Raw genomic sequence first — 25523 nt, forward strand, 5'->3', positions numbered from 1 at the left:
ACCGCAGTGCATCATTGCACTCCAATCGGCCCAGGTAGCCCCACCCGCAAAAAAACGCAGGTCATTGAAATACTGAAGGTTTACCGACATCGCCCGACAGGCCGGCAAACGCCGGCAACGCCTGCCTGGCGACTATCGCGCCAACCTCATGCCCGCGCAGGCAGCACCCTGGCCGCACCCAGCAGCCATATCAGCCATCCCAGGAAGGCCAGCCGCTGCGCCATGGCCACCGGCATCACGACCTCGAACAGGAAGGCGCTGCATGCCATCCAGGCCGCGCATGCCAGGCTGAGGGTTGCCAATGGCCGCCACGCGCTGGCGCGGGCCGCCCCCAACCGCAACGCGATGGCGGCAGTACAGAACGCCAGCAGCCACAGCAACCAGGCACTGGCATGGAACTGGCTAGCACGGTTGCCGATATCGTCCACATCCAGCGGAAACAGGCCCATCGCGACAAAGGCCAGCGCTGCAAGCAACAGCATCTGCCCGCCCACGCGCAGCGGCCTGGGCGCACTGGCTGGCATGCGCAGTACCGCATCCAGCGCCACCAACCCGGCCAGCAGGCCCGGCAGCACGAAGCCCAGCCAGCTGAACAGGTTGCCGTCCGGCACCCCATGCGCCCCCAGCAGCGATACCGGGTGGCGCATCTGGTCATAGCCCTGCAGGCGCACACCGAACCCAATGACCGCCAACAGCCATACCAATACCGCCGCCGGCCCCGCCCACTGCCACCCCTTGCGCGTCATCACCACTCATCCTCGGCAACTGCCGCAGCAGGCCTGCCACGGTTTCATGGCTCCCATTGTGACCGCAGCGGCCGGTGATGGCACCGGCCGCTGCGTCCCAACCCCCTGTCCGTCGCTGCCTGCTCAGCCGCTGATGCCGGCAATCTCCACACGCCGATTGGGGGCCAGGCAGGCCACCAACTGGCCACGCGCGCTATCGGCGCAGTCCACCAGCGGCTCACTGCTGCCGCGCCCTTCGGCCCGGATCGCACCGGCCGGGACGCCCTGGCTAACCAGATAGGCACGCACACTCTCGGCCCGTCGTTGCGACAGCCCCTGGTTGTAGCTGTCGCTGCCGATGCGATCGGTGTAACCGACCACCACAAGGTTCGCCTGCGCCGCGTTGCTGCCCAGGCTGCGCACCACCTCGTCCAGACGGGTCCTGCCCGCCGCCGACAGTTCGGCACTGTCGAAGGCGAACAAGGCGTCGGCGGAAATCCGCAACGGCGCCTGCACCGCCGGCAGAGGGGGTGCGGGAGGGGGAGGTGCGGGAGCCGGTTCAAGCAACGCGGCGCAACTGGCAGGTTTCCAGGCCTGCCCGGTGGCGATTCCGTTACCGTCGAATTGGACCTGGAACTGGCATTGCACCGGCGCGGCCCCCACCGAACGCCGGAAGTTGAATACATAGTTCCACTCCCGCACTCCCCACAGACCTTCATTGAACTGCGGGGTACCAAGCAACTGCTGGATCTGCCGCTTGTTCATGCCTGGCGCGTACTGGCGCAGGTTGTCCAGGTTCACGTAGGTGCCGCCGGCCGGATAGGCCTTGGCCGGGTCGGGAAACGCGTCACGCACCTGCCCCGCCCCACACCCCGTCAGCAGGGCCAGCACCGCCAGCCCGGTCCATTTGATATTCATCTCGTTCTCCGCGTCGATGTCATGGTCGCCCTGGCCTCAGCCTGCGGGGCTCACCACTGGAAACCGGCGCCGACGGTCACACCGCCATCGCCGCGGGTATTGGCCGAACCACTGAGCTTGTAGATCCAGCGACCACCATCGCTGACGCCCGACACACCCACCGCCATGCTGGACTCACCATGGAAGGTGCTGGCCGCAAACGAAGCCATCCGCCGGCCCGCTTCCGAGGGCTGGGGCAGACCGGCCATGGCCATCGCCGAGGCGATACCGGCCGAAGCCCGGTCGTCGACCCGCTTGATGTCGCGGGTGATGTCGTTGAAGCGTTGATCCGTGTAGTTCTTCGACCAATCCATGACTTCCCCCAGGCCCTTGTTGAGTTGTGCCACGTTCACTGCGTCGGTGGGTGCGGTACCGGTGCCAACGTTGTGGATGACCGTACTGGTCCCCGCCTTGCCCATGGTCACGCTGCCGTAGTTGGTGCTGCCGTCGGTGTTCTGGTCATAGCGCACCGTGCCCTGCTGCGACGCCTCCAGCTGGCGGACATTGACGGCGTCGGTTGCGGCCGTACCGTCGGCGACGTTGGTGATCTGCCGCTCCTTGCCGGCAGCGCCCACCGACACGGCGTTGTCGCGATCAGCCACCGAGCCGGCACCCAGGGCGACACTACCGGCCGCACTGGCACTGGCACCGTTGCCGATGGCAACCGCTTCACTGCCGCTTGCACTGGCCTGCGGGCCGGCAGCCAACGCATCCTGGCCCGTGGCCGATGCCGCCGGCTTGGTCGAGTTGACCGCGAAGTACGCACTGCCTGCGCCGCCGTTCTGGATGTTGTCAATGCGGTTGTTGACGTTGACGATGGAACTGTCCATCGCTGCCAACGCATCGGTGACGTTGTCGAGCACAACCTGGTTGGTGCCGCCGCTGGTGGACACCGAGGTCACCGCGAAGCTGGGCGCGGTCCACAGGCCGGTACCTGGATCGAAGCCCATGGTGCCGCCGATTGCCTGCGTCACCGCCTGGTTGGTCGCAGCCAGCTGGCCGCCGTTGACTGCATCAAGGCTGCCACTGACAACCTGTCCATTGGCCACGTTCGTCACCGCCACGGCCTGTCCATCCCCTGCCCCGGTCAGTGCCACCTGGTTGGTCGGATTGCCATTGGCATCTGCTACGTACTGCACGTTCAATGCGCTGCCAACACCACCGCCGGTGGTGATCATGTTGCGCAGATTCACCAGCGAGTCACTGATCGAGTCAAAGGCGAACCCGATGTTGCCGAAGTTGCCCAGCGCAGTGACCCCATCGGCCTGGATGCCAAAGATCTGATAGTTGGGGGCAAGCAGGGTGCCGGTGGCAGACAGGCTGGCGCCGCCGCCAAGATAACTGGCGATACTCTGTCCAAGACCGAACAGCTGCCCACCATTGACCGCATCCGCCCCGCCCGCGACGACTGCGCCAGCGGCGACGTTGCGCAGCGCCACTGCAGCGCCACTGCCATCACCAATCAGCTCGACCTCATTGAGCGGATTGCCGGCAGCATCGGCGCTGTACAACACCGCCAGCGGATCGCTGCCGCCGCTGCCGTCCGGCAACAGCGAGGACAGGTTCAACAGCGAATCACTGATCGAGCTGAAGGCGCTGTCGAAGTTGAGATAGTCCTGCAACGTCGCCTGTCCGCCCACCGCAATGCTGTTGATCTTGAAGGTGGGTGCGCTGAAGGTGCCATCGGCCAGGAAAGCGGCGCCACCTCCGATGTAACCGGCCAGCGACTGGCCCATGCCATACAGCTGACCGCCATTGACCGCATCGGCGCTGCCCAGCGACAGACTGCCGGCGGCGATGTTGCGCAACGCAACGCTGGCGCCGCTGCCGTCACCGACCAGGCTGACTTCGTTGGTGGGGTTGCCATCCGTGTCCGCGGTGTACAGGACCGCCAGCGGATCACTGCCATCGGGCAGCAGGGTCTGCAGGTTCAACAGCGAATCACTGATGGAGGTGAACGCCGTATCGATGCTGAGGTAATCCTGCAGCGAGGCATCGCCACTGGCAGCGATGCTGTTGATGGCATAGGTCGGCGCACTGAAGGTGCCATCGGCCAGGAAGGCGGCGCCGCCACCGATGTAACCAGCCAGCGACTGGCCCATGCCATACAGCTGACTGCCATTGACCGCCTCCATGCTTCCCGCCGACAACGCGCCCCCGGCCAGATTGGCCAAGGTTGTGCCGGTGGTCGCACTGCTGCCGCCCAGGGTGACCCGGGTGTAGTCCACGTTGCCACCTGCATCCTGGTCATACAGCACCGCCGACAGGCTGACGTCGTTGATCTGGGACAGCGCGCCCTGCAGCTGCGCCACGTTGACCGCGTCGGTTGCCTGTGAGCCTGCAGCCACATGGGTGATCTGCCGCTCGCGTCCGGCTGAGCCCACCGCCACTTCACCAATGGAGGATTGCGCCGCGGTCAGGCCGAACGCACTGTAGTTGTCCATGCCACCGCGTGCGGCATTGGATTTGTAGCCCAGCGCCACGCTGTTGGCCTTGTCCGATGTCGCCCCGGCACCCAGCAGTGTCTGCCCATTGGCGGTACCGATGGCACTGTCACCGATCACCACCGAATGGCCCAGACGCGCATCGTAGTCGGCAGTCGGCACACCGGTGGGGTTGTTCGGGTCATTGACGCCATTGCCGGCAAACACCTCATTGGCATCCTGCATCGCCAAACGATGCTGAGCGTTGGTGCCGATGACCACTTCCTTGGAACCATTGGCAAAGGCGCCGTCACCGATCAGCACCTGATAGTCCTGCGCGGCATTGATGCCCCAGCAATCCACCTGCACCAGGCCGAGTACATTGGCGCACTTGGCGGCCCAGGCCGGCGCCTGGTCCGGCAGCAACAGGCCCAGCAGGCCGTTGGGGTCACCGTTGTTGATGTTGTAGATGTAGCTGTCGGACGTAACCCCGCCCAACAGGGTCATGTGCGAGTTGCCGCCCGTCGCCAGTCCACCGACACCGTCCAGCAACTGTCCGACAGGGCTGAGGTTGACCACGGGCACTCCCAGCACCGACACCGAGGTATAGCCCTGTGCGATGTTGGCGCTGTTGATGGTCAGGCTGCCGTTCTGCACATAACCATTGCCACCAAGCACCGACGACAGAGTGGGCGCCAGCACACTGCCAACCGTGCCGACCGCGCCGCCATTGCCGACAATCAGGCTGCCGCCTGCTGCCGGCGGCGGTGGCACCGGGGCAGCTGGCGGGGCCGCCGGCGTGGTACCGGTCACCTGGCCCACGATATTGGACAAGCCATTTGTCACACCACTCAGCACGCCGCCCACGGCACCGGTGAGCCCACCCACCCCGGATGCCGAGCCGGTCAGACCGCCCAGCGTGCTGCCCACCGCGCCCAGCGCGGCATTGCCGGTACTGTCGACTGCACCGAGCAGATCCTGCACCGCACCCACCACATCGCCACCCGCGAGGCTTCCACTGGTCTGCTGCAAGCCATCGGTCAAGGTGTCGACCGTTGCGCCAAGGCCACTGCCCAGGGTGCCGGACCCGGTCACTTCGGTAACCAGCTGCCCTACTCCCTGGCCCAACTGGTCCACTGCCGGGGAGGTATTGTCCACCACGCCGTCCACCAGGCCGCCGACGCCCGTCTCAGCCACGACGCCCCCCACCACCGTATCCGTCACGGCGCCGACCACACCCGTGACCGCGCCGGCCAACGGGTTGTCACCCTGTCCATTGGGCGTCAATGCACCGCCCAATGCAGTCGTGGCCTGATCCACCCCCGCCCCGACAACGCCAACGGTATTGCTCACCGTCCCGCCCAGCGAGGTTGAACCGGTGACGTCGGCCAGCACACCGCCAACCGCTTCGCCCGCACCGTCGATGACACCACCCAGCGTTGCACCGGCATCGTTACCGCCCTGCAATGCGCCGGTCAGACCACCAACCAGCTGCTGCACGCCGCCCAGCAGCGGCGCATCGGAATTCTGCCCCGGCGCGGGAACACCGCCCAGCAGGCCAGCCACCTGTGTGACCCCATCGGCGACACCGGCGACCGCACCGGTCACCGTACCGCCAAGCTGCGCCGACCCGGTCAGCGCACCCAACGCCTCACCGCCGGCCTGGCCAACACCGTCCAGGACACCGCCGAGCGCAGCACCGGCATCGGTGTCGCCCTGCAATGCGCCGGTCAGACCGCCAACCAGCTGCTGCACACCGCCCAGCAGCGCCGCATCGGAACCCTGCCCCGGCGCGGCAACACCGCCCAGCAGGCCGGTCACCTGTGTGACCCCGTCGGCGACACCGGCGACCACACCGGTCACCGTACCGCCAAGCTGCGCCGACCCGGTCAGCGCACCCACCGCCTCACCGCCGACCTGGCCAACACCGTCCAGGACACCGCCGAGCGCAGCACCGGTAACGGTGTCGCCCTGCAATGCGCCGGTCAGACCACCAACCAGCTGCTGCACGCCCCCCACCAGCGGCAGATTTTCCTCCTTGCCCGGGGAAAGCACCGTGGCAACCGCCTGGGTGGTGGAGTGCACCACGCCAGCAACATGATCGACACCCGAAGCCAGCACGGTACCCGCAGCCGCAGAGCCGGTGGCTCCGCCTACCACCGCGCCAAGGTTTGTACCTGCACCACGCAGCACCGGTGCGATGGCGTTGCCCGCAGTGCTCACCAGACCTGCAAGCGGATCGACACCCTGCGCCGTTCCGCCAAGACCAGTTACCGTGCCAACCACGCCGGCAAGCGTATCGCGCAGCGGCGCACCGCCTTCTTCCTTGCCGGGCGACAGCAGGTTGGTCAGACCGTTGACCAGGCCCGCGGTACCGCCCGCATTGGGTGCCCCCGGCGCAGCACCGGACAACAGTTGCACTACGGGTGCGGCCGCACTGGCCACTTCGCCGATCACCCTGCCCGCTACCGGCACCGCTACATTGGCGCGCAGTTTTGCGGCTGCCTGCAGGCGCGCCTGCGGCGGTGCAGTGCCGGCCTGCGCCTGGACCTTTACCGCGGCACCCAGATCCGCCCGGATGAGCGAGGGCACGGCAATGTTCAGCGCTGTGCCGACACCGACGCCGGCCTGCACATTGGCTGCCGGCAGCTGCTGCAGCACCTGTTGGGTTTGATCATTGCTGTATTTGGCAACCAGCGCCTGCAGGTCATCCAGGCGTGCATCGCTTGCGTGCGCAGGCAAGGCCATCACCAAGGCCAACATGCCGGCCGCTCCAGACCATGCCAAGGCCGAGGCCGGTGCATGCAGCTTCGTTGCTCCACTGGCCTTGCCGTGTGCACTCGCCAACTCCGAGCCAACCACGAAGGCGTTGAGGGTGCGGTTCCATACCAGACGATAGATGCGGTTCATGAAGGGGGGCCTCCAAGCCAGGCGCCCGGGATGGGCGGCTGTGTGTGGCACCAGTACACCGCTTCCAACAGGTGCTACTTGCCCGCATCCGGCACACCCATAGCGTGATTTGGCAAAGCGTTGCGCGTTACCGGCACGCCAATGCACCTATTCGGCAATCTGCCCGAATGCTTGAACGCCATCACATGCCGCAACAGCACCGCGATCATGCATGGCTGTAGTTGCCACGCATCAGGGTTTCGCTGGGCAACTCACCGAACACCCGGCGATAGTTGTCGGCAAAGCGCGACAGATCCCAAAGCCCGCAACTCAGCGCGATGGACTTCACCGATTTGCGACCAGCATCTGCGCTGGCCAGACTGCGACAGGCCTCGCACAGACGCAGCATGGACAGGTAGCGCACCGGCGATATGCCCACCAGCTCCTCGAACGCATAGCGCAGGGCGCGCTCGCTCACGCCGGCGGCATCACACAATTCCTGCATGTAGATATGACGCCGAAGGTTGGCATACATCATGTCTTCGGCCCGCCTGAAAATCAGATAGCGCGCACGGCGGCTACGGCTGCACACGGTGCGTTCCGGCGGGCCATTGGCAATGATTTCCTTCACATGCGCATCGAGCATGGCCTCGATCTCGGCGGCATCCACCTCGCCCTGCTGGATGCGCTCATGCAGGCCCTGGTAGTACGCCTGCAATGGCACATGATCGGCGCCGCTGACCAGCGGCACGCCCGGCGTGTCCGCCACCAGCCCGCCCAACCGCTGCGCCGCGGCGCGTTCCTGGAAGCGCTTGAGTGGCACCAGTACGAAGGTGACCCGGCTGCCTGCGCCCAGCGCGAACTCGGTGACGCCATCGGGCATGACCGAGACGATATTGCCCGAGCTCAACGGCACGCCATGGCACCAGCTGGCCTCGGCATCCACCGCCTGCAGGCAACCCAGCAGACACCAGTCCAATGGCAGCACGAAGCGTCCGCGCGCCCGCGCACCAATCTCGAAGGTGCACAGCAGTGCCTGGTCGTGGACGAAGGAGGTGATCCTGGCAGTAGGCGGCTGGTCATCCAGCAGAACCAGTTCGACGTGACAGACCCGCAAGGTCCCACCCAGCGAAGCCAGATCGAACGAACGCAGACCATTGCCACCCGCAACCGCATCCATGTGAACGCCCCTTGTTGATGCCAGACGGCATCCGTTCCCGCAGCCGATCCTCTGCCACGGACATTCCCGGCCGTCCGTGATCCCAAGACGCAAACCAAGAAACCTATAAGAGCACTGCCTTTACCCCTACGGCGCCTGAAGGCGTTCCGTATGGGCCGATACTGCAGCAAAAAACGCGTCTTCACGGCCGCCAGAACGTATGAGATGGCGATGCCCATCACACATATGAAAAACAATTCCTTCTTGCCGAATATGCGTATGCGCCGCGCAAGCGCGTTGCAATGATGCTGCCGGGCATGCACGCATGCCGACAGGGGAAAACGGAAGCGGCAATTACAGATCCCTGCATCCAACAGGGCTGCTGCGCGAACGCCAACCCCACGCCGGCATCTGGCATTCCCATGACTCTCAACGGGCAGCAATGCCCCTCTTTGCCCGGCAAGCGTCGGTGCAACACCGACACCGGGTCATCATGGAGATCGCTATGAATGCTCAGATCCGCAAGTTCTTCAAGGAAGAAGATGGTGTAACGGCGCTGGAATACGGGCTTCTGGCAGCCGTCATCGCCGGTGTCATCATTTTCTTTGCCCAGGACGGCATCAAGTCCGTCTTCGACCTCGTGGTCCTCAAGCTCAAGGCCGCAATCAACGGGGGAGCCGCGTCCACTCCCGCCTGAGCAACCTCACAAAGGCCCCCCGCCATGACCATCGCCACCCTCACCGCGCTGCTGCTGGGCATCCAGGCCTGCACCAGCGACCTGCTGGCACGACGCGTCTGCAACCGCGTCCTGCTGGCCGTGCTGGGTGTGGCATTGGCAACCCAACTGTTCTCTTCAGGCTCCCTGCCTTCACTTTCCCAGTGCCTGCTCGGCGGCCTCGCCGGACTTGCGGTGCTGCTGCCCTTCTACGCGTTCGGCTGGATGGGTGCGGGTGATGTGAAGCTGTTTTCGACCATTGGTTTTCTACTTGGGGCCAAGGCGCTGCTCCCGATCTGGGTGATCGCCAGCCTGGCGGCCGGGGTCCACGCATTGCTGGTCATTGCGTGGCCCTCGGTCGCCCGCTCCACTCCCCTTGCACTGCACCGCGCAGCATCGGCTTGGCAACACTCCACCCTGATCAATGACTGGCGTATGGACCTACGCTCGGCCCGACGGGGACGTAAGGGAATCCCCTACGCCGCCTACTTGGGACTGGCGATGATCGGCTACGTCCTGCATGGAGCCGGCTATGCATAAAAGATCACAACCGGGACGACGCCAATCGCGCGGCGTGGTCACCATCGAGTTTGCCTTGCTGCTGATGTTCGGCGTGCTGCCCTTGCTGATGCTCACCTTCACCGGGGTAATGGTGTTCGCCGCCCAGCAGTCGCTGGCACTGGCGGCAGGTGAAGGTGCACGTGCCTCACTGCGGTATGGCACACCCGCCGAACGCCGCAGCAATGCCTGCATGGCCGCCGCCCGCTCCATGCAATGGCTGCTCAACTATTCCCGCGCATCGGCCACCTGCAGCAGCGCCGATGTGCCCCCCATCGCGGTTTCCCAGCCCTATGCCTGTGGCTCGGACAGCAGCGTGCAGTGCATCCGCGTGACCACCTCGTACGACCACGACGCACATCCCTTCCTGCCTGGCACGGGGGCCTTGCTGACCTGGAGCATGGGGCAATCGCTGAGCAGTACTGCCGTTGTACAGCTGGACCTGGGTAACCGCTGATCCGTTTCCGCAATCCCGTTTTCGTCGTCTTCCAGGGGAAGGAGCTCCAGATGCCAAAGGCAATCCGCATCACCGCCATCATCCTGCTGGCGCTGGGCCTGTTGTTGGGGGTGCTCGCGATCAGCGGCCTGGGCCGCCGCGCGGAGCCCCTGCCGACGGCCAGTCAGGCGCCGGCCGTCACGGGACAGGCCAAGCGCGCGGTGGTGATTGCCACTGCGGCCCTGCCCGCCGGCCAGCCCATCGTTGCCAGCGATCTTTCCAATGCCGACCTGGCCGTCGGGCCAGGCGAGGGATTCAACAACATCTCCGATGTGGTTGGCCGCGTCCCCGCGCATACCATTGCCGCCGGCGCCATGGTGTCGCCAGCCCAGCTGCTGCAGGGCATCGCCGCTGGGCTGCAGCCGGGCGAACGGGCATTGGCAGTGCCAGTAGATGAGCTGGCCGGCGTCAGCAACCGCGTGCAGCCCGGGGACTTTGTCGATGTCTTCATGAGCCTGCAGGACCCGGACAGCGCCAGCAGCGGCCGCGCAAATCCACAGGCCCGTCTGCTGCTGTCGCGGCTGCGTGTGCTGGGTTATGGCGAAAACGACGTCGCCCGCCAAGCCGCCAACAGCAACACCCAAGATACCGAAACCACCGTACAACCGCCCCCCGGCAGTCGCGCCGAGACCATCGCTGCGCGCGACAGCGGCAGCGGTGCCAACGCCAATGGCGTGCAGGCGCGCAGTGCGATCCTGGCCGTACCGGTGCAGGACGCGGGCAGGCTGTTGCTGGCCGCGCACAGCGGCAAGCTGTTCCTTGCCCTGCGCAACCCCGGTGACACCGCTTTGGCGGACAGCGCGCTGTTTGTCGCGCCGGCACCGGTGCTGGCGCTGCGCAGGGGCCTGGACGCGGAGGTCAGCGAAGCTGCCACCCGCCCGGAGAACCAGGCCTATGCCGGCATCAGCCTGAGTGCCCTGGCTGGCGACAACAACGCCAGGCCGACCGCCAGCAGCCCAACACCTACGCGCAGCCGCGCGGTACGCCCGGTCACCCGCCAGGGCATAGAGATCATCCGCGGCAACACACCGTCCAACCGCTTGTCTTCACCTTGATCAGGGGGCCTGTCTTGTTCCAGCGTCCATGCAAAGCCGTCCCGCTGTTCACCGCGATCGTTCTGGCAGCCGCCACCCCGCTGTTGCTGCTGCCTGCATCGTCCGCCCATGCCGAGGCACCGGCCAATACGGTGTTGCTTGAGCTCAACGAGCAGCGCCCGTGGAACCTGCCCAGTGGTGTTGAGCGCATTGCCATCGCCGACCCCTCGGTCGCCGACATCACCCGCGTTGGCCACAACAACGAGGCCCTGCTGGTAGGCAGATCCGCCGGCAGCACCACCCTGCTGCTGTGGCTGCGCAACCAATCCACGCCCACCCGGGTACGGGTCGAAGTACGCAACGCCATCCAGGGCGGGCTGCTCGGCGGCGGTGGCAGCCAGGTCACCATACAGGGCGGCCAGGCACTGCTGTCGGGCAGTTCGGGCTCGCTGCTGGAACATGAGGCAAGCCGCAAGGCTGCCGCCTCGGCCATAGGGGCACAAGGTGCCATCAACGATGCCTCCACCATCGCCAGCGCCGGCGTGGTGCAGGTAGAGGTCAAGATCGTCGAGTTCAACAAGACCGTGCTGCGCCAGGTCGGCATCAGCTTCCAGAACACCAATGGCGGCTTCACCTACGGCATTACCTCGCCGACCGGCAGCAGCAGCACCGGCGGAGCGTTGTCGTCCGCATTCAAACTGCTTGCCCAGTCCGGCCCCGGCAAATGGCTGGCCAATGTCGACCTGCTGCAGGCCAACGGCATGGCACGGGTACTGGCCGAGCCGACCCTGGTTGCACTGTCCGGGCAGAGTGCGAGCTTCCTGGCCGGCGGCGAGTTGCCCATCCTGGAACCACAGGGCCTGGGCACCACCACCGTCACCTTCAAACCGTTCGGCATCGGCCTGACCGTGACCCCCACCGTCCTTGCCGATGACCGCATCGCGTTGAAGGTGGCGCCGGAAGCCAGCGACCTGGACTACAGCCGCGGTATCGCCCTGGATGGCACCCAGATCCCGGCCATTTCCACCCGTCGCGCCGACACCACCATCGAGCTGGGTGATGGCGAGAGCTTCGTGATTGGCGGACTGGTCAGCAGCCAGCTCTCGTCCAACGTCAACAAGATCCCGCTGCTGGGCGATATCCCGGTACTGGGTTCGTTCTTCCGCAACCTCAGCTACAAGCGCGAGGACAAGGAGCTGGTGATCGTGGTCACGCCGCGGCTGGTGCGCCCGCTGGCGCGCGGCACCGACATCCCCCTGCCTGGCCAACGCGAGGCGCAACCCCACCTGCCGGTCTGGGGATCGTGGCTGCTGCAACCTGCCAGCCCCGACCAGCTGCCCGGCTTTTCCCGCTGACTTCCTCCCATGCCCCCGGTGATGCCGTTGCCCCTGAACCAAAGCGCCAGTGAGCTGCAACTGCTGCTGTATTCGCCGGACAACCGGCATATGGCGCGGCTGGGTAGCGTGCTGTCCGCGCAGGCCAACCTGCGCTGGGTGGACGCACGCGAAACCAGCGCGCGGCAGCTGCTGGAACTGGCCGGCAGCAACGCCATCGTGCTGCTGGACTACTGCGGCGGCAATGCCAGTTACTCCACCGATATCGCCCGCCAACTGTCTGCACTGCAGGCCGCCATGCCGGTCGTCGGCATCGGCACCTCCGGTCCGGAACAAGCCAACCATCTATTGGCGGCGATGCGGGCCGGCGTGCGCGATTTCATCGACATCGACAACAACGCGCCGCAGATGCTGGAGGTGTTCGAACGTGCCAACGCCCCGGCCTTGCCGCGTGCCGCCCCCGCCGCCGCTGCCGCGCCGGTATCGCTGGGTCGCCTGATCGTGCTGCTGGGCGTACGCCCCGGCGTCGGCACCAGCACCCTGGCCACGCACCTGGGCGTGTCGCTGGCCGAACAGCAGTCCGCAGAGCTCGACCGCAGCCAGATGCAGAGCTTGTTGCTGCTGCTCGACCTTGGCCAACCCTCGGCCGACGCTGCGCTCTACCTGGGTGTGGAAAGCCAGTTCAGCTACGACGAGGCCTTGCGCAATGTCGAACGCCTGGACCGCACCTTCGCCGCCACCGCGTTTGCCCACCACCCCAGCGGTCTGGCGCTGCTGGGCAACAACAGCGGAACCCTGCTCAAGAAGCACGAACCCCATGCCTTGCTTGAGCGACTGCGCGGTGTGTTCGCCCTCACGTTCTGCGACAGCGGTGGATTACCGATCCAGTTGATGCCGACCTCACTGCTGCAGAACGCCGCCGAGGTCTGGTTGGTCACCGATCAGGCCATCGGTTCGCTGGTATCGCTGGACCAGACCATGCGTGAACTGGAGCAGCGCGGCCTGCGCGATGAGCGCCTGCAGTTGATCGTCAACCGCTACGACCCGAACGGCGGCCTGGCTGACGTGCAGATCGCACAACGCTTCCAGCTGCCGTTGCTGGCCACCCTGCCCGACCGCGCGCGGGTGCTACGCTCCAACGCCGGGCTTGGCCGGCTGCTGACTGATGCCGCACCGCGCGACCCCTATGTGCGGGCATTGCTGCCGCTGCTGCAGCGTGTGGATCGACGTCGCCCCACTCCCCCCGCCCCGGTGTCGCCGCTCGCGCGCCTTGCCAACCTGCTGGGTAAATAACGATGGAAGACAAAGTCACGCCCTTGTCACCCCGCCTGGCCGCAGCGGCATTGGCACAGGAACCTGCGCCGAACACGCCGTTCGAGCAGACCGAACAGTTCCAGAGTGTGCTGTCGGCCGCGCACGAATACCTGCTCAACCATGTCGAGGACCAGCGCGTCGACATCGACTCGTGGTCACCGGAAACCATCGGCAAGTATGTGCAGGCGCAGACCGCGGCGTTCGTCAAGGAATGGAAGATCCCGGTCAACGCGCAGGAGATGGAATCGGTCGCCAATGCCCTGCAGAAGGAACTCACCGGCTTCGGCCCGCTCGATGACCTGCTGCACGATGCCGAGATCGAAGACATCCTGATCAACGGGTACAAGGATGTGCATGTGTCCAGCGGCGGCATCCTGCGCCGGGCGACCCAGCGTTTCAGCGACGACCGCCACCTGCTGCGCATCCTGCGCCGGATCATTGCCCCGCTGGGCCGGCGGCTGGACGACTCCAACCCGATGGTCGACGCGCGCCTGCCCAACGGCGGGCGCTTGAATGCAATCATCTCGCCACTGGCCGTGGACGGCCCGATGGTGTCCATCCGCAAGTTCCGCAAGGATCCGTTCACCCCCGATGAACTGATGGGCCGCGGCGCCTTCGACAAGCCCATGTACGCCCTGCTCAATGCCATGGTGCGGGGCCGCTGCAACATCCTCATTTCCGGCGGCACCAGTTCCGGCAAGACCTCGCTGCTCAACGCCCTGGCCACCTTCATCCCGCACAATGAACGTGTCATCACGGTCGAGGACACCGCCGAGCTGGCCTTGAACCACCCGCACGTGGTGCGCCTGGAAAGCCGCATGGGCGGCTTTGACGGTGCCGGAGCGGTCAGCATCCGCGATCTGGTGCGCAACAGCCTGCGCATGCGCCCGGACCGCATTGTGGTTGGCGAGGTGCGTGGCGCCGAAGTACTGGAAATGCTGCAGGCGATGAACACCGGCCATGACGGTTCGATGGCCACCGTGCATGCCAACAATGCCCGCGACTGCCTGTACCGGCTGGAGATGCTGGCCGGGTTTGCCGGCTTCCAGGGCAGCGAGGACAGCCTGCGCCGGCAGATTGCCAGTGCCATCGACTTCATCGTGCAGATCTCGCGCCTGGGCAACGGCCGCCGGGTGATCCTGTCCATCACCGAAATCACCGGGGTCAGCGACAACATCATCACCAGCCAGGAGCTGTTCAAGCATGAAGGCTGGGTGGACCCGGACAGCCGCGAGCGCGACCGCTGGGTCGGGCTTGGCTTCCATCCGCATTGCCACAAGCTCGAACCCTTCCGGCAGGAACTGCGTGAGGCCAATCTGGGGGGCTTTGCATGACGCCTTTGCTGCTCGGTAGCACCGCGCTGTTACTGGTCGCCGCTGCGATGGCGCTGTGGTGGGGCTTGGCCACGCGCTTGCAACAGCGTGCCGCCGCTGACCATGCGGCCACCCGCTTGACCCAACCGGAAACGCGCGTCAGCGCCGACGAGCTGCGCAACCAGCGCCCGCCGAGCAAACGTTGGCAGGACCTGTTGCGGCGCGCGGGGCTGACACCGTCGGCGCGCACCGTGGTGCTGCTGGTGGTGCCGGGCATCATTGCCGGGGTCGGTGCCGGGCTGCGGCTTGGCGTGGCCGGTTTCGGGCTGTTCGTGCTGCTGCTGTACTTCCTCGGCATTGGCCTGTGGTTGTACCGGCGCATGGAGAAAATGCAGCAGCGGCTGGTCGCGCAGATGCCGGACTTCCTCGAAAACATGGTGCGCATGGCCGGCATCGGCAACAGTCTGTCGATGGCCTTCCAGAGCGCCACCCAGAACGTGGAGCCGCCACTTCGGCCTATCCTGGACAACGCCCTGACCTATACCCGCGCCGGCATGGATCTGGACCGCGCCCTGCAGCATGCAGCCCAGTCCTACCACCTGAGGCCGCTGGAAATGCTCGCCGTGATCCTGGGCACCAGCATCCGCATTGGCGGGCGCAGCGACCAGATCCTGCAACGCATGAGCGATTTCATGCGCGACCTGGAGGAAGTGCAGCGCGAGCTGCAGGCGACCACCTCCGAGACGCGCATGTCCGCCTGGGTGCTGGGACTGCTGCCCATCGTCGCCGGCTTGTTCATGGCACTGGCCAGCCCGGACTTTTTCCAACCCATGTTCCATGACCCGCTCGGCAAGAAGATCCTGCTGGTGGCGGCACTGATGGAGCTGGGTGGCGGCTTCCTGCTCTATCGCCTGGCCAAATCGCTATGACTCCTCCCCCGCCCTGGAGCCGGCCATGAATCCCCTGCTCATCATCGCACTGCTGCTGGTGATGGTGGCCCTGCTGCTGGCAGGCGGCGGCCTGCTGTACCACGGCCGCCGTAACCAACAGGCCAGCAGCGCACTGCAGAGCGCGCTGGATGCCACCCACCACACCACACCGGACAACACCCCCAAAGGCAGTTGGTGGCAACGCCGGTTGGCGGACCTTAGCGCCATCGGCCAGCAGTTCGACGGCAGCCGCGTCCAGAAAGCGCTGCTGGCCCCCGAGGACAAACTGCTGCTGGAGCAGGTGGGCTGGAACCACAGCGCCGGCACCGCTGCGTTCCTCGCCCTGCGACTACTGTTGGCCATGGTGCTGCCGCTGCTCGGCCTGCTGTTGCTGCGCCCACAGGGCGGCAAGTTCTTCCTGGTGCTGATGGTTGGGTTTGCGCTGGGCGTGCTGCTGCCCAAACTGGTGTTGCGCAGCTGGGCAGGCCGCCTGCGCAAGAAAGTGGACGATGAGCTGCCCCTGCTGATCGACCTGCTGCGCCTGTTGCAGGGCGTGGGTTTCAGCATCGACCAGAGCCTGCAGATGATCGGCGACAAACTGCATGTGGCAGTGCCGGTACTGGGCAGGGAGCTGCAGGTGGCCAACGCCAACTACAGCCGCGGCCGCAGCCGCGCGCAATCCTTGCGACGGCTGTCCGAGTCCTTCGACAACGATGACCTGCGCAGCCTGGTACAGATGGTCCTGCAGGTGCACCAGCATGGTGGCGCGGTGCAGGAACCGCTCAAGCAGTTTGGCATGCGCTTGCGGGAACAACGGAGGATGAAGATGAAGGAGAAGGTCGGGAAGCTCTCGGTCAAGATGACCGTGGTGATGATGCTGACACTGCTGCCCGCACTGATGCTGGTATTGGCCGGTCCGGCGATCATCTCGCTGTCCAACGCCTTGAAGGGGATGTGAGATGCGCAATGCCGCCCGTCTGCTGCTGATTCCGCTGAGCGTGCTGCTGCTGGCTGCCTGCGGCAAGAACATCGCCTACAAGCAGCCCCCGGTGGAACCCAGCCTTGCCGAAACGCCGCAGGATGATCGCGGCATGTACCTGGACCTGCTGCGGCAGATGCAGGCACAGGGCGCCTACTTCGCCTCGCTGGCGCACATCGATGCCTTCCGCCAGCGTTTTGGCGACAGCCCCGAGCTGCGCATCCTGCTGGCCGATGCCCTGCGCGAGACCGGTGACGGCAACGGCGCGGCCAGTGTCTATCGTGGCCTGCTCAAGGGTGGGCAGGCAGGCCCCGCCTGGCACGGCCTGGGACTGGTCGCAGCGAGCAGCAAGGACATGGAGGGCGCGCGACAGGCCCTGCAAAACGCGGTACGGGCCGATCCGCTCAACACCGTGTACCTGGGTGACCTTGGCTTTGCCCTGTTGCAGGCAGGGCAATTGCCGGAGGCACGTGCACCACTGGCCAAAGCCGCCGAGCTGGCCCCGGACAATGCGCGCGCCATTTCCAACCTTGCGTTGTGGGCATTGCTGTCCGGCCAGCCCGGCGTGGCCGAGGGCATGATCGAGCGCGCCGGCCTGCCGCAGGCCACCCGCCTTGAAATCTATCGGCTGGCGCAATCGCTACGCCGTCCCACGGTCGCCACTGCGGCGGCCGCTGCCAGCGCCCCGCCCACTGCCGGCGCGCTGGCAGCACACGAAGCAACCGACACCGCAACCGCCCTGCGTCCGCTACCACCGGGCTCGATGCTGGAGCGCTTCAGCCCACCACCCGCCAAGCCGCAGGAGATCGTGCAATGAACAAGCTACTGCCCTACACCGTCGTGCTGTTGGCTGCACTGCTGGCCTGCGCAGCTGCACAGGCCCAGCATGCGCCGCTGATCGAGCGCATGGCCGATGGCTCCGGCCCGGCCGCACCGGTGGCGCAGACCACGGCTGCACCCTCGCCAGGGTTCGCGCCGGCGCCCTCGTATCCGGCACCCAGCCATGACGCCAGCGCGCGTTCTGAAATCGGCGACACCACCCGCGCACTGCTGCGACTGCAGGCCGATGGCAGCCAGGCGGGCGCGGCATTGCCGATGCTCGGCGAAGCTGCCAGCCGCAGCTATCAACGCTACCTGGGCAGCTTCGACCATCCCATCCCCGAGTTCTTCGAAGCCGCACTTCCCGACTCCCAGCAAGGCGGCAGCAGCCGCTGAGGTGCGCCATGAAGCATTCGCCCGACGTCCTCACTGCACGGCACGGCCCGGCAACACTGCCGTCACGCCCGCAAGGCAGTGCAGCCGTGACCATGATGCTGGTGTTGTTGGGGCTGGTGGTGGTGCTGGGGCTGGTGGAGATTGGCTACCTGTACTGGAGCAAGCGCGATGTGCAGAAAACCGCCGACCTGGCTGCGCTTGCCGGTGCACAACGGTTGGAACTCTGCACCACCGACTACAAGGACAACCTGGCTGCCCGCCGCAACGCCACCACCGACAACAGTTTCCAGGGGCAGTTGGCAATCAGCTGCGGCTACTGGGGCAGCGAACTCCCCAGCGGCGCACGCTTCACCAGCGTCAACAGCGGGCGGCCACTGAACGCCGTGCAGGTGACCGCCTCGCGTGATTCGCTGCCGTTCTTCGGCCAGATCGGCGACATGCCACGCATCAGCGCTACCGCCGTTGCCCGCCGCACCGCGCCGCAGGCGGCCTTCAGCGTCGGGTCGCGGCTGCTCAACATCAACAACAACGCCCCGTTGCAGGGCCTGCTGCGGCTGGTCGGCATCGATCTCAACCAGACCCAGGTAGCCAGCTACCAGGGCCTTGCCCAGGTCAAGATCACCCCGCGTGGGTTGCTTGATGCGCTCGGCATCCCTGTTGCTACCGACATCAGCGTGGGCGAGCTCAACAATCTGTTGGCAGCCAAGCAAGTCTCCGTAGCCAGGCTGCTCGACATCATGGCCGACCTCGGTGCACGACAGGAAGTGGCAGGGCTCAGATTGGGCGTCCTGCAGAATGAGCTGGCCCGGGTCGGACTGGACAAAGTGCTTGTGCAGTTGGGCTCCACTGCTACCAGCAGTGGTCTGTTCGCACAGATTGCCGGTGGCAGTGAAGCCGCCGCGGGCGCCCTTGACGTTGATCTCAATGCACTGGAGGTCCTGGGCACCGGCATTTCCATCGCCAATGCCAGCCACGCTGTCGCTATTCCCCGGCTGGACCTGCTCGGGCTTCTGAAAGCAAAGGCCAGCATCGTAGAGCCAGCATCGCTGGGCATCGGCCCCGTCGGCACCACTGCCTACAACAGTCAGGTACGCGTGTTTCTGGATATCGACACCAACAATCTCAACGTACTTGGACTGCACCTGGGCTCCCTGCTGGACAGCCTGGGGACCCGCATCAGGCTGCCAACCTATATCGACGTCATCGACGGCTACGGCACTCTCACCGCGATCAACTGCAGCGCGCAGCCTGCTACCGCGACGGTGAGCGTGGACAGTTCGATCGCCAATGTCTGCATCGGCAAGGCGAGCACGGCCTGGGATTCCACCGCCGAACTATGCAGTACCAGACTGCAGGAAGAGCAACTCATCACCCTGTTCAACAACAACGTGCTTACCCAGAAGATTCCGCTGCGCGGTCTTTCCACACGCGATACGCTCACCCTGTCCGCAGGGCAGGTCGGAACGGTGAAGCCCAATGAAGCGGCGCTGGGTACGCTGGTCTCCAATTTGACGAACGCGCTGTTCAATGTCCTGCAGTCCCTGTTCAAGCCGGCAGGCAGCAACAATGATGTCGCCAGGAACCTTGCGATCCAGTACCTGGATGCCACCAAGGTCAACGGCATCTACGACCCGGCAAAGGTGGTGGACGCACTGCGTGCCGGTTACAAGGACCCGCATCGGAACATCGACCTCCCGCCGTTGGGTTCATGGACCACGAAAATCCCCGTCTGCGAGGGAAATATCCTGATATGCATCCCGCAGAACAAGGACGGGGATGTCTGGCAGGGATTCCTCAATGAGACGACCCTGTCCAAGCCCAACCTGCTGGGGGGATTGTTCGACATCCTTGGGATCACCTCCTGCAGCGGCATAGTGAAGGGATTGGCCTTCAACGAGTGCGTGCGCAACTCGCTGACCAAATACCTGCAGACCAAGCAGGATGGCTTCTCCGGCAACACCGGCTACGATCCAACGACCGCAACCGGGACCTGTTCCAGCGTGCTGTGCATCCTGCTCAAGCCGGTGGTGGACGGCGTCCTGCAACCTGTCCTCGACGGCATCGGCAAACTGCTCTCCGTTACCTTGTCGGAGGTTCTGGGGCTGCAGCTGGGGCGTACCGACGTGCACATGCAGTCGATCCAGTGCGGCCGCAGCCAGTTGGTGGAGTAGTAACGATGGAAACCGGCAAAACGCCCGTCAGACAACGCTGTGCGGCGCAGATCGCGTGCTATGCTCGCGGCCGACCCGTGCGCATTCATGAATTGCGACGGCCATCGCAATTCGGGGGAATTACGAGGACCATGAGACGTATGCAGACGCTTTCAACCCGGCTGTGCTGGGCCGTGCTGGTTGTCACCGGCCTGTTGGCCGCACCGCAGGCGATGGCCGGGCGCTGGCAGCGCGGCGAAGCCGAGCCACCTGCCGCCCCCGCCAACAGCGAGGACACCACCGTCGGCAATACCGTTGCCGAGCTGCAGCGGCTGATGAACGCCCACGCGCTGACCGAGCTGCGTACCACCTACAACGGCAACTATGGCGCCAGCCTGCTGTTCCATGCCGATTCGCTGAACTACTACGTGGCCCTGTTCCACGAGAAGGAGTTCTGGCGGGTTATCCGCACCGAGTCGGTGGACAACGCCGAGACCCTGTACCTCACCTTTGCCGAGCAGACCAAGCAGTTGGCCCAGGTCTACCTGGACACCATCCGCCTGCAGGCCGGCAAGGCCTACAGCGAAAAGCTGGTGGCCATGAATGAACGCCGCCTGCGTGGCCTGCAGCAGGAAGTGGAGCAGCAGCGCCAGCAGTCGCTGCAGGTCAGCAACGCGCTGCAGGAACGCAAGCAGCAGGCCGTTGCGTTGAGCACCGACCTGCGCGCCACCAACAGCCAGCTCGAAGCCCTCAACCAGCAGATCAAGGCCCTGCAGGCACAGCAGGTGAACCCGGAACTGTCGCTGCCGGCCACCCCATCCGTGGCGCCCGCGGCGGCGCATGCAGGGCCGGCACAAGCGCAGGATGTGCCGGCCCCGCAGCCCTGAGGCCAACGGCAACCCCTACCCACCCGGCCCGCCTTCTGGCGGGCCGTGTGTTTTGGCGGTTGAGAACCGGCGGCAGCGTCGCCATAAAGGAAGTTCCTGTCCGCAACGTAGCCTGCCATGAGCGATCTTCCCCACGTATTCGAGGCCACCACCGAAACCTTCGAAGCCGAAGTCCTGCAGAAATCCCTGCAGACCCCGGTGCTGGTCGACTTCTGGGCAACCTGGTGCGGCCCCTGCAAGTCACTTGGCCCGATCCTGGAAAAGCTCGCCGGCGAATACAACGGCGCGTTCGAGTTGGCCAAGGTGGACGTGGACAAGGAGCAGCAGATCGCCGCGGCGTTCCAGATCCGCTCGGTGCCAACCGTGTTCCTGATCAAGGATGGGCAGATCGTCGATGGCTTCCCCGGCGCGATGCCGGAGGGCCAGCTGCGTGAGTTCCTGACCCAGCACGGCGTCACCGCGTTGGAGCCCCCCCCCACCGAGGACACCCCGGCCGAGGCCTTGCCACTGGACCCGCAGGCCGAGGTTGCCGCACTGCGCGAGGCCATCACCGCTGAGCCGGACAAGGCCGAACTGAAGCTGGACCTGGCCCTGGCCCTGATCAAGACCGGCGCCACCGCCGAGGCCGGACCGCTGCTTGATGCCCTGCCGGCCAACCTGGCCACCGACGACCGCGCCATCCGTGCCCGCGCCCGCCTGGACTTCGGCAATGCCCTGCAGGGTGCACCGGCTGCCGACACCCTGGCCAGCCGCATCCAGGCCGATGGCAATGACCTGGAAGCGCGCTATCAGTACGGCATCCATCAGCTGCTGGGCGGTAACGACGAGGCCGCGCTGGAACAGTTCATCGAGATGCTGCGCATCGACCGCAGCTTCCGTGACAACCTGCCGAAAAAGGCACTGATCGATGCCTTCCGGGTAATCGAGGACGAGGACCTGGTGGGTCGCTACCGGCGCCGTATGTCCTCCCTGTTGTTCTGAGACCTGCGTCTCATTCAGTCAGGCGCCATCCGTTCTGGATGAAAATGTGATGTCCGTCTGTTGCAGGCGGACACGGCGTGGCGGGGTCACGCCGTCCAGGGGATGGAGATGCAGCGGTATGGTTACCGGCGTCAGGGTCCCGCAGCCCAAGGATCACCGCGCTCGTGACTGCCCATGTCTATCGTCTTGCCCCCGCCGCCCTGCGCTGGCTGTTCATCGCCGTGATGCTCTGCGCTGTTCCTGGCGCGCAGGCGCAGGATTGGAACTACCGCGTCCGCCCCGGTGACACCCTTTGGGACCTGGGCGCCCTCTATCTCAAGCCCGACGTGGCCTGGCAGCAGTTGCAGGCCCACAACCGCGTTGCCGACCCTTACCGCCTGCCGCCGGGCCAGCGCCTGCGCTTTCCCATTGCCTGGTTGCGGGTCACCCCTGCCCCGGCGCGGGTAGTGGCGGTGCGCGGCCGGGTGCAGGTCCAGGACAGTGACAACGGCAGCCGCGCGGTAATCCAGGGCATGCTGTTGCCGATCGGCAGCACCCTGCAGACCGGCGCAGAGGCCAGCGTGACCCTGGCGTTTGCCGACGACTCGCGCCTGCAGCTGCGCGAGAACTCCCAGCTGCAGCTCGACCAGCTGAGCAGCTACGGCGCCACCGGCATGGTCGACACCCGCCTGCGCCTGCAGCGCGGCCGCAGCAGCAGCCGGGTAACGCCTGCACGTGGCCCGGCCTCGCGCTACATCATCACCGCCCCCACCGCGACCAGCAGCGTGCGCGGCACCGTTTTCCGGGTCAGTGCCGGAGCAGCGGGCGCCATCGCCGCCACCGAAGTGATGGAGGGCCGGGTCCAGGTCGATACCCGCAGCACACGCCAGTTGGTCGGCGCAGGCCAAGCCAGCCTGGACCCATCATCCGGCACCGCGGCGCCGGCGCTGCAAGCCTTGCTGCCGGCGCCGGAGCTGCTTGATGCGCAGCTGCGCCTGCAACCCTTGCCGCTGTCCGCGGCGTGGCAAGCGGTTGCCGGCGCCGCCCGTTACCGGGTGGAGATCGTGCAGTCGGCAGCGCCTGAAGTGCTGTTGTTTGCGCGTGAGACCAACGAAACCACGCTGGGCATCGACCAGTTGCCCGCTGGCCAGTTGCGCCTGCTGGTCCGCGCCGTGGCCGCGGACGGCAGCGAGGGGCTGGATGCCGAACGCGACTTCACAGTCCCCGAAGGCCTGCCCGCCCCGTTGACCGTAGCGCCGCGTCACGGCCAGACCGTGCAGCAGGCACAGCCCCGCTTTGAATGGGCCAAGGTCGACGGTGCCGTCGCCAGCGTGCTGCAGGTGGCGACCGATCCGGCCTTCCTGCACCCGCTGGTCGAGCAGCGCACCAGCGGCCAGCGCTGGCGCACGACCGATGCGCTGCCCGAAGGCCGCTACTACTGGCGTGTGGCTTCGCTCGACGCGCAGGGCCAGCAAGGGCGTTACGGCCAGAGCATGCCGCTGCAACGCAGTGATGTTCCGGTTGACCCCTCGCTGCAACAGCTGCAGCCGGGCAAACGCATGTTGACCCTGCGCTGGCAGGCCAGCGACGGCCACCCGCGCTACCGGGTGCAGATTGCCCGCAACGCAGCATTTTCGAAGTTGCTGTTGGACCGCGAGGTGGACGCACCCGAGGTCACTCTCAAACAACCCTGGCGCGGCGGCACCTTGCATGTACGCGTGCAGCAGATCGATGACGATGGTTATGCCGGTGCATTCTCGGCTACGCAGCAGGTCAAACTGCGCTGCGGCCTGTGTTACGGCGCAGGCGCTGGCGCCCTGCTGCTGCTCGCGCTATGAGACAGCTGCGGTTGGGCTGGCGCCGACGCCTGCTGTTCGCCGTGGTCTTTGCCGTGCTGGCAGGCCTGGTCAGCCAGACCCGCCTGTTCTGGCAACCGGACGAAGCCGTCTATGACCTGATGGTCGGCGATTGGGCGTATTCCCCGGATCCGCGCCTGGCCATCATCTCCATCGATGACCGCAGCCTGCAGCAGTTGGGCCAATGGCCCTGGCCACGTAGTACCCATGCACGCCTGCTCGACCGCCTGCAGCAGGCTGGCGCCCAACGGGTGGCGCTGGACCTGATGTTTCCCGAGCCCGATCGCAAGGACGCCAGCCAGGACCAGGCGTTGGCCGCCGCCATCGACCGCAACGGCCGGGTGATCCTGCCTGTGCTCGCGGCAGCGGCCAGTGACGAGGCGGTCCCCGAAGAGCTGATGCCGATCCCGGCCATCGCCGATGCCGCCGCCACGCTGGCGCATACCGATATCGAGGTGGATGCCGATGGCGTGGCCCGTGGTGCCTACCTCAAAGGCGGCATGGGCACTGCCCATTGGCTGGCACTGGGCGCGGCGCTGGCCGGGCACGAAACGCCACGCCCCGGGCTGCCAGCCGCCACCAACCGGGCCGCTTCGCCCTACCAGTGGCAGCGCGACAACTATGTGCGCGTGCGGTATGCGGGGCCGCCCGGCAGCTTTCCACAGATGTCGTATGTGGACGTGCTGGACGGCCACATCCCCGAGCAACTGCTGCGCGGCCGCCTGTTGATTGTCGGCATGACCGCCAGCGGCATCGCCGCGCGCCTGCTTACGCCCACCTCCAAGGAGCTGTGGATGACAGGCAGCGAATACCAGGCCAATGTCGCCGCCATGCTGCTGGCGGGCAACGCCATCACGCCCTTGCCGCGCTGGTTGCAGACCGGCCTGACCGCGTTGTTGGTGATGCTGGGTGCGCTTGGCATCACTGCCAATGTCCGCTCGCGCTGGCTGTTTGCAGCCCTGGCCATTCCCACACCGTTCCTGCTCGCGCTGCTCCTGTTGCATGGTGCCGACCTGTGGTTCGCGCCGGTCGCCGCCATTGCCTGCTTCATCGCCCTGCTGGCGAGCTGGACGCTGTGGCAGATGCGCTATTGGCGCGGCCAGGCCAACCGCGACACCTTGACCGGCCTGGCCAACCGCATGCGCTTCGAGGAGACCCTGCGCCGCGAGAACGATGCGGCGCGCCGCAATGGCAAGCCGTTGACCCTGATGCTGATCGACGTGGATCACTTCAAGGAATGCAACGATAGTTTCGGCCATCAGGTAGGCGACCGCCTGCTCAGGCAACTGGGCCGCACCATCGACGGCATTGCGCGGCGCCCGCGTGACCTGGCAGCACGCTTCGGTGGCGACGAATTTGCCTTGATCCTGCCCGACACACCGCCCGCAGGCGCCGAACAGTTGGCGCAGACGCTGATCAACCAGGTCCGCCAGTTGCAGGTCGCCACCGGCAAGGGCCAACACACCCGCACCAGTGTCACCATCGGCCTGTGCAGTGCGGTGCCGGGCAGCGAGGACAGCTCGGCGCGCCTGTTCGAGGCTGCGGACGGGGCGCTCTACCAGGCCAAGGAGGCCGGCCGCGACGGCTACCGCGTCGCCCTGCCAAGGCCACGCTGACGATTCCATACGCA

The 25523-nt window shown here is 66.0% G+C and carries 20 protein-coding genes; 16 read left to right on the forward strand and 4 right to left on the reverse strand.

The features are described from left to right. Positions 1–146 precede the first annotated feature (146 nt). The 4 genes from B2527_RS00290 to B2527_RS00305 form a co-directional block, all read right to left on the reverse strand. A complete protein-coding gene (locus B2527_RS00290) occupies positions 147–746 on the reverse strand; it encodes a DUF998 domain-containing protein (protein ID WP_293705384.1) in 600 nt (199 codons plus the stop codon). A gap of 123 nt (positions 747–869) precedes the next feature. Then, entirely contained in the window at positions 870–1643 is a 774-nt protein-coding gene (locus tag B2527_RS00295) for an OmpA family protein (protein WP_293705385.1), read from the reverse strand. Positions 1644–1693: 50 nt separating this feature from the next. Beyond that, positions 1694–7015, reverse strand: coding sequence for an ESPR-type extended signal peptide-containing protein (locus tag B2527_RS00300; protein ID WP_293705386.1), 5322 nt, complete (start codon positions 7013–7015; stop codon positions 1694–1696). A gap of 205 nt (positions 7016–7220) precedes the next feature. Further along, positions 7221–8174 (reverse strand): AraC family transcriptional regulator, encoded by a 954-nt coding sequence (locus B2527_RS00305; RefSeq protein ID WP_293705387.1) that lies wholly within the window; start codon positions 8172–8174, stop codon positions 7221–7223. 484 nt (positions 8175–8658) lie between these two features. Here B2527_RS00305 and B2527_RS00310 point away from each other — a divergent pair, with 484 nt between their 5' ends. From B2527_RS00310 to B2527_RS00385, 16 genes are all read left to right on the forward strand, one after another. Next, positions 8659–8850, forward strand: coding sequence for a Flp family type IVb pilin (locus tag B2527_RS00310; RefSeq protein WP_293705388.1), 192 nt, complete (start codon positions 8659–8661; stop codon positions 8848–8850). Between the two features lie 24 nt (positions 8851–8874). Continuing rightward, complete coding sequence (locus B2527_RS00315) at positions 8875–9408, forward strand: A24 family peptidase (protein ID WP_293705389.1); 534 nt, start codon at positions 8875–8877, stop codon at positions 9406–9408. Then, the gene (locus B2527_RS00320; RefSeq protein ID WP_293705390.1) at positions 9401–9883 is read left to right on the forward strand and encodes a TadE/TadG family type IV pilus assembly protein; all 483 of its coding nucleotides are present in this window, start codon (positions 9401–9403) and stop codon (positions 9881–9883) included. The genes B2527_RS00315 and B2527_RS00320 overlap by 8 nt, the downstream gene beginning before the upstream one ends. A 50-nt stretch (positions 9884–9933) precedes the next feature. Continuing rightward, on the forward strand, positions 9934–10977 hold the full coding sequence (gene cpaB / locus B2527_RS00325) for a Flp pilus assembly protein CpaB (RefSeq protein WP_293705391.1): 1044 nt from the start codon (positions 9934–9936) through the stop codon (positions 10975–10977). A gap of 44 nt (positions 10978–11021) precedes the next feature. After that, on the forward strand, positions 11022–12311 hold the full coding sequence (locus tag B2527_RS00330) for a type II and III secretion system protein family protein (RefSeq protein WP_293705472.1): 1290 nt from the start codon (positions 11022–11024) through the stop codon (positions 12309–12311). Positions 12312–12338: 27 nt separating this feature from the next. Continuing rightward, a complete protein-coding gene (locus tag B2527_RS00335; RefSeq protein ID WP_293705392.1) occupies positions 12339–13583 on the forward strand; it encodes an AAA family ATPase in 1245 nt (414 codons plus the stop codon). 2 nt (positions 13584–13585) lie between these two features. Next, complete coding sequence (locus tag B2527_RS00340; protein ID WP_293705393.1) at positions 13586–14938, forward strand: CpaF family protein; 1353 nt, start codon at positions 13586–13588, stop codon at positions 14936–14938. Continuing rightward, positions 14935–15846 (forward strand): type II secretion system F family protein, encoded by a 912-nt coding sequence (locus B2527_RS00345; RefSeq protein WP_293705394.1) that lies wholly within the window; start codon positions 14935–14937, stop codon positions 15844–15846. Before B2527_RS00340 ends, B2527_RS00345 begins: the two co-directional genes overlap by 4 nt. Positions 15847–15871: 25 nt before the next feature. Continuing rightward, on the forward strand, positions 15872–16804 hold the full coding sequence (locus B2527_RS00350; RefSeq protein WP_293705395.1) for a type II secretion system F family protein: 933 nt from the start codon (positions 15872–15874) through the stop codon (positions 16802–16804). A 1-nt stretch (position 16805) separates the two neighbouring features. After that, the gene (locus B2527_RS00355) at positions 16806–17642 is read left to right on the forward strand and encodes a tetratricopeptide repeat protein (RefSeq protein ID WP_293705396.1); all 837 of its coding nucleotides are present in this window, start codon (positions 16806–16808) and stop codon (positions 17640–17642) included. After that, positions 17639–18040, forward strand: a complete 402-nt coding sequence (locus B2527_RS00360) for a DUF3613 domain-containing protein (RefSeq protein WP_293705397.1) — start codon at positions 17639–17641, stop codon at positions 18038–18040. Before B2527_RS00355 ends, B2527_RS00360 begins: the two co-directional genes overlap by 4 nt. An 8-nt stretch (positions 18041–18048) precedes the next feature. Then, positions 18049–20211, forward strand: a complete 2163-nt coding sequence (locus B2527_RS00365) for a TadG family pilus assembly protein (RefSeq protein WP_293705398.1) — start codon at positions 18049–18051, stop codon at positions 20209–20211. A gap of 140 nt (positions 20212–20351) precedes the next feature. Next, positions 20352–21077, forward strand: a complete 726-nt coding sequence (locus B2527_RS00370; protein WP_312913584.1) for a DUF2968 domain-containing protein — start codon at positions 20352–20354, stop codon at positions 21075–21077. 117 nt (positions 21078–21194) lie between these two features. After that, a complete protein-coding gene (trxA, locus tag B2527_RS00375) occupies positions 21195–22058 on the forward strand; it encodes a thioredoxin (protein WP_293705400.1) in 864 nt (287 codons plus the stop codon). A 164-nt stretch (positions 22059–22222) separates the two neighbouring features. Further along, positions 22223–23875 (forward strand): FecR domain-containing protein, encoded by a 1653-nt coding sequence (locus B2527_RS00380; RefSeq protein ID WP_293705401.1) that lies wholly within the window; start codon positions 22223–22225, stop codon positions 23873–23875. Continuing rightward, positions 23872–25509: a CHASE2 domain-containing protein gene (locus B2527_RS00385; protein WP_293705402.1), complete on the forward strand. Its 1638-nt coding sequence runs from the start codon at positions 23872–23874 to the stop codon at positions 25507–25509. Before B2527_RS00380 ends, B2527_RS00385 begins: the two co-directional genes overlap by 4 nt. Positions 25510–25523: the final 14 nt, after the last annotated feature.

This window comes from Stenotrophomonas sp. UBA7606 (genome assembly GCF_002477705.1).
Taxonomy (GTDB): Bacteria; Pseudomonadota; Gammaproteobacteria; order Xanthomonadales; family Xanthomonadaceae; genus Stenotrophomonas.

Bases quoted from the DNA above. Each gene is read 5' to 3' on its own strand.
- B2527_RS00290 (WP_293705384.1), bottom strand. From the start codon at position 746: ATGACGCGCAAGGGGTGGCAGTGGGCGGGGCCGGCGGCGGTATTGGTA.
- B2527_RS00295 (WP_293705385.1), bottom strand. From the start codon at position 1,643: ATGAATATCAAATGGACCGGGCTGGCGGTGCTGGCCCTGCTGACGGGG.
- B2527_RS00300 (WP_293705386.1), bottom strand. From the start codon at position 7,015: ATGAACCGCATCTATCGTCTGGTATGGAACCGCACCCTCAACGCCTTC.
- B2527_RS00305 (WP_293705387.1), bottom strand. From the start codon at position 8,174: ATGGATGCGGTTGCGGGTGGCAATGGTCTGCGTTCGTTCGATCTGGCT.
- B2527_RS00310 (WP_293705388.1), top strand. From the start codon at position 8,659: ATGAATGCTCAGATCCGCAAGTTCTTCAAGGAAGAAGATGGTGTAACG.
- B2527_RS00315 (WP_293705389.1), top strand. From the start codon at position 8,875: ATGACCATCGCCACCCTCACCGCGCTGCTGCTGGGCATCCAGGCCTGC.
- B2527_RS00320 (WP_293705390.1), top strand. From the start codon at position 9,401: ATGCATAAAAGATCACAACCGGGACGACGCCAATCGCGCGGCGTGGTC.
- cpaB (WP_293705391.1), top strand. From the start codon at position 9,934: ATGCCAAAGGCAATCCGCATCACCGCCATCATCCTGCTGGCGCTGGGC.
- B2527_RS00340 (WP_293705393.1), top strand. From the start codon at position 13,586: ATGGAAGACAAAGTCACGCCCTTGTCACCCCGCCTGGCCGCAGCGGCA.
- B2527_RS00345 (WP_293705394.1), top strand. From the start codon at position 14,935: ATGACGCCTTTGCTGCTCGGTAGCACCGCGCTGTTACTGGTCGCCGCT.
- B2527_RS00350 (WP_293705395.1), top strand. From the start codon at position 15,872: ATGAATCCCCTGCTCATCATCGCACTGCTGCTGGTGATGGTGGCCCTG.
- B2527_RS00355 (WP_293705396.1), top strand. From the start codon at position 16,806: ATGCGCAATGCCGCCCGTCTGCTGCTGATTCCGCTGAGCGTGCTGCTG.
- B2527_RS00360 (WP_293705397.1), top strand. From the start codon at position 17,639: ATGAACAAGCTACTGCCCTACACCGTCGTGCTGTTGGCTGCACTGCTG.
- B2527_RS00365 (WP_293705398.1), top strand. From the start codon at position 18,049: ATGAAGCATTCGCCCGACGTCCTCACTGCACGGCACGGCCCGGCAACA.
- B2527_RS00370 (WP_312913584.1), top strand. From the start codon at position 20,352: ATGCAGACGCTTTCAACCCGGCTGTGCTGGGCCGTGCTGGTTGTCACC.
- trxA (WP_293705400.1), top strand. From the start codon at position 21,195: ATGAGCGATCTTCCCCACGTATTCGAGGCCACCACCGAAACCTTCGAA.
- B2527_RS00385 (WP_293705402.1), top strand. From the start codon at position 23,872: ATGAGACAGCTGCGGTTGGGCTGGCGCCGACGCCTGCTGTTCGCCGTG.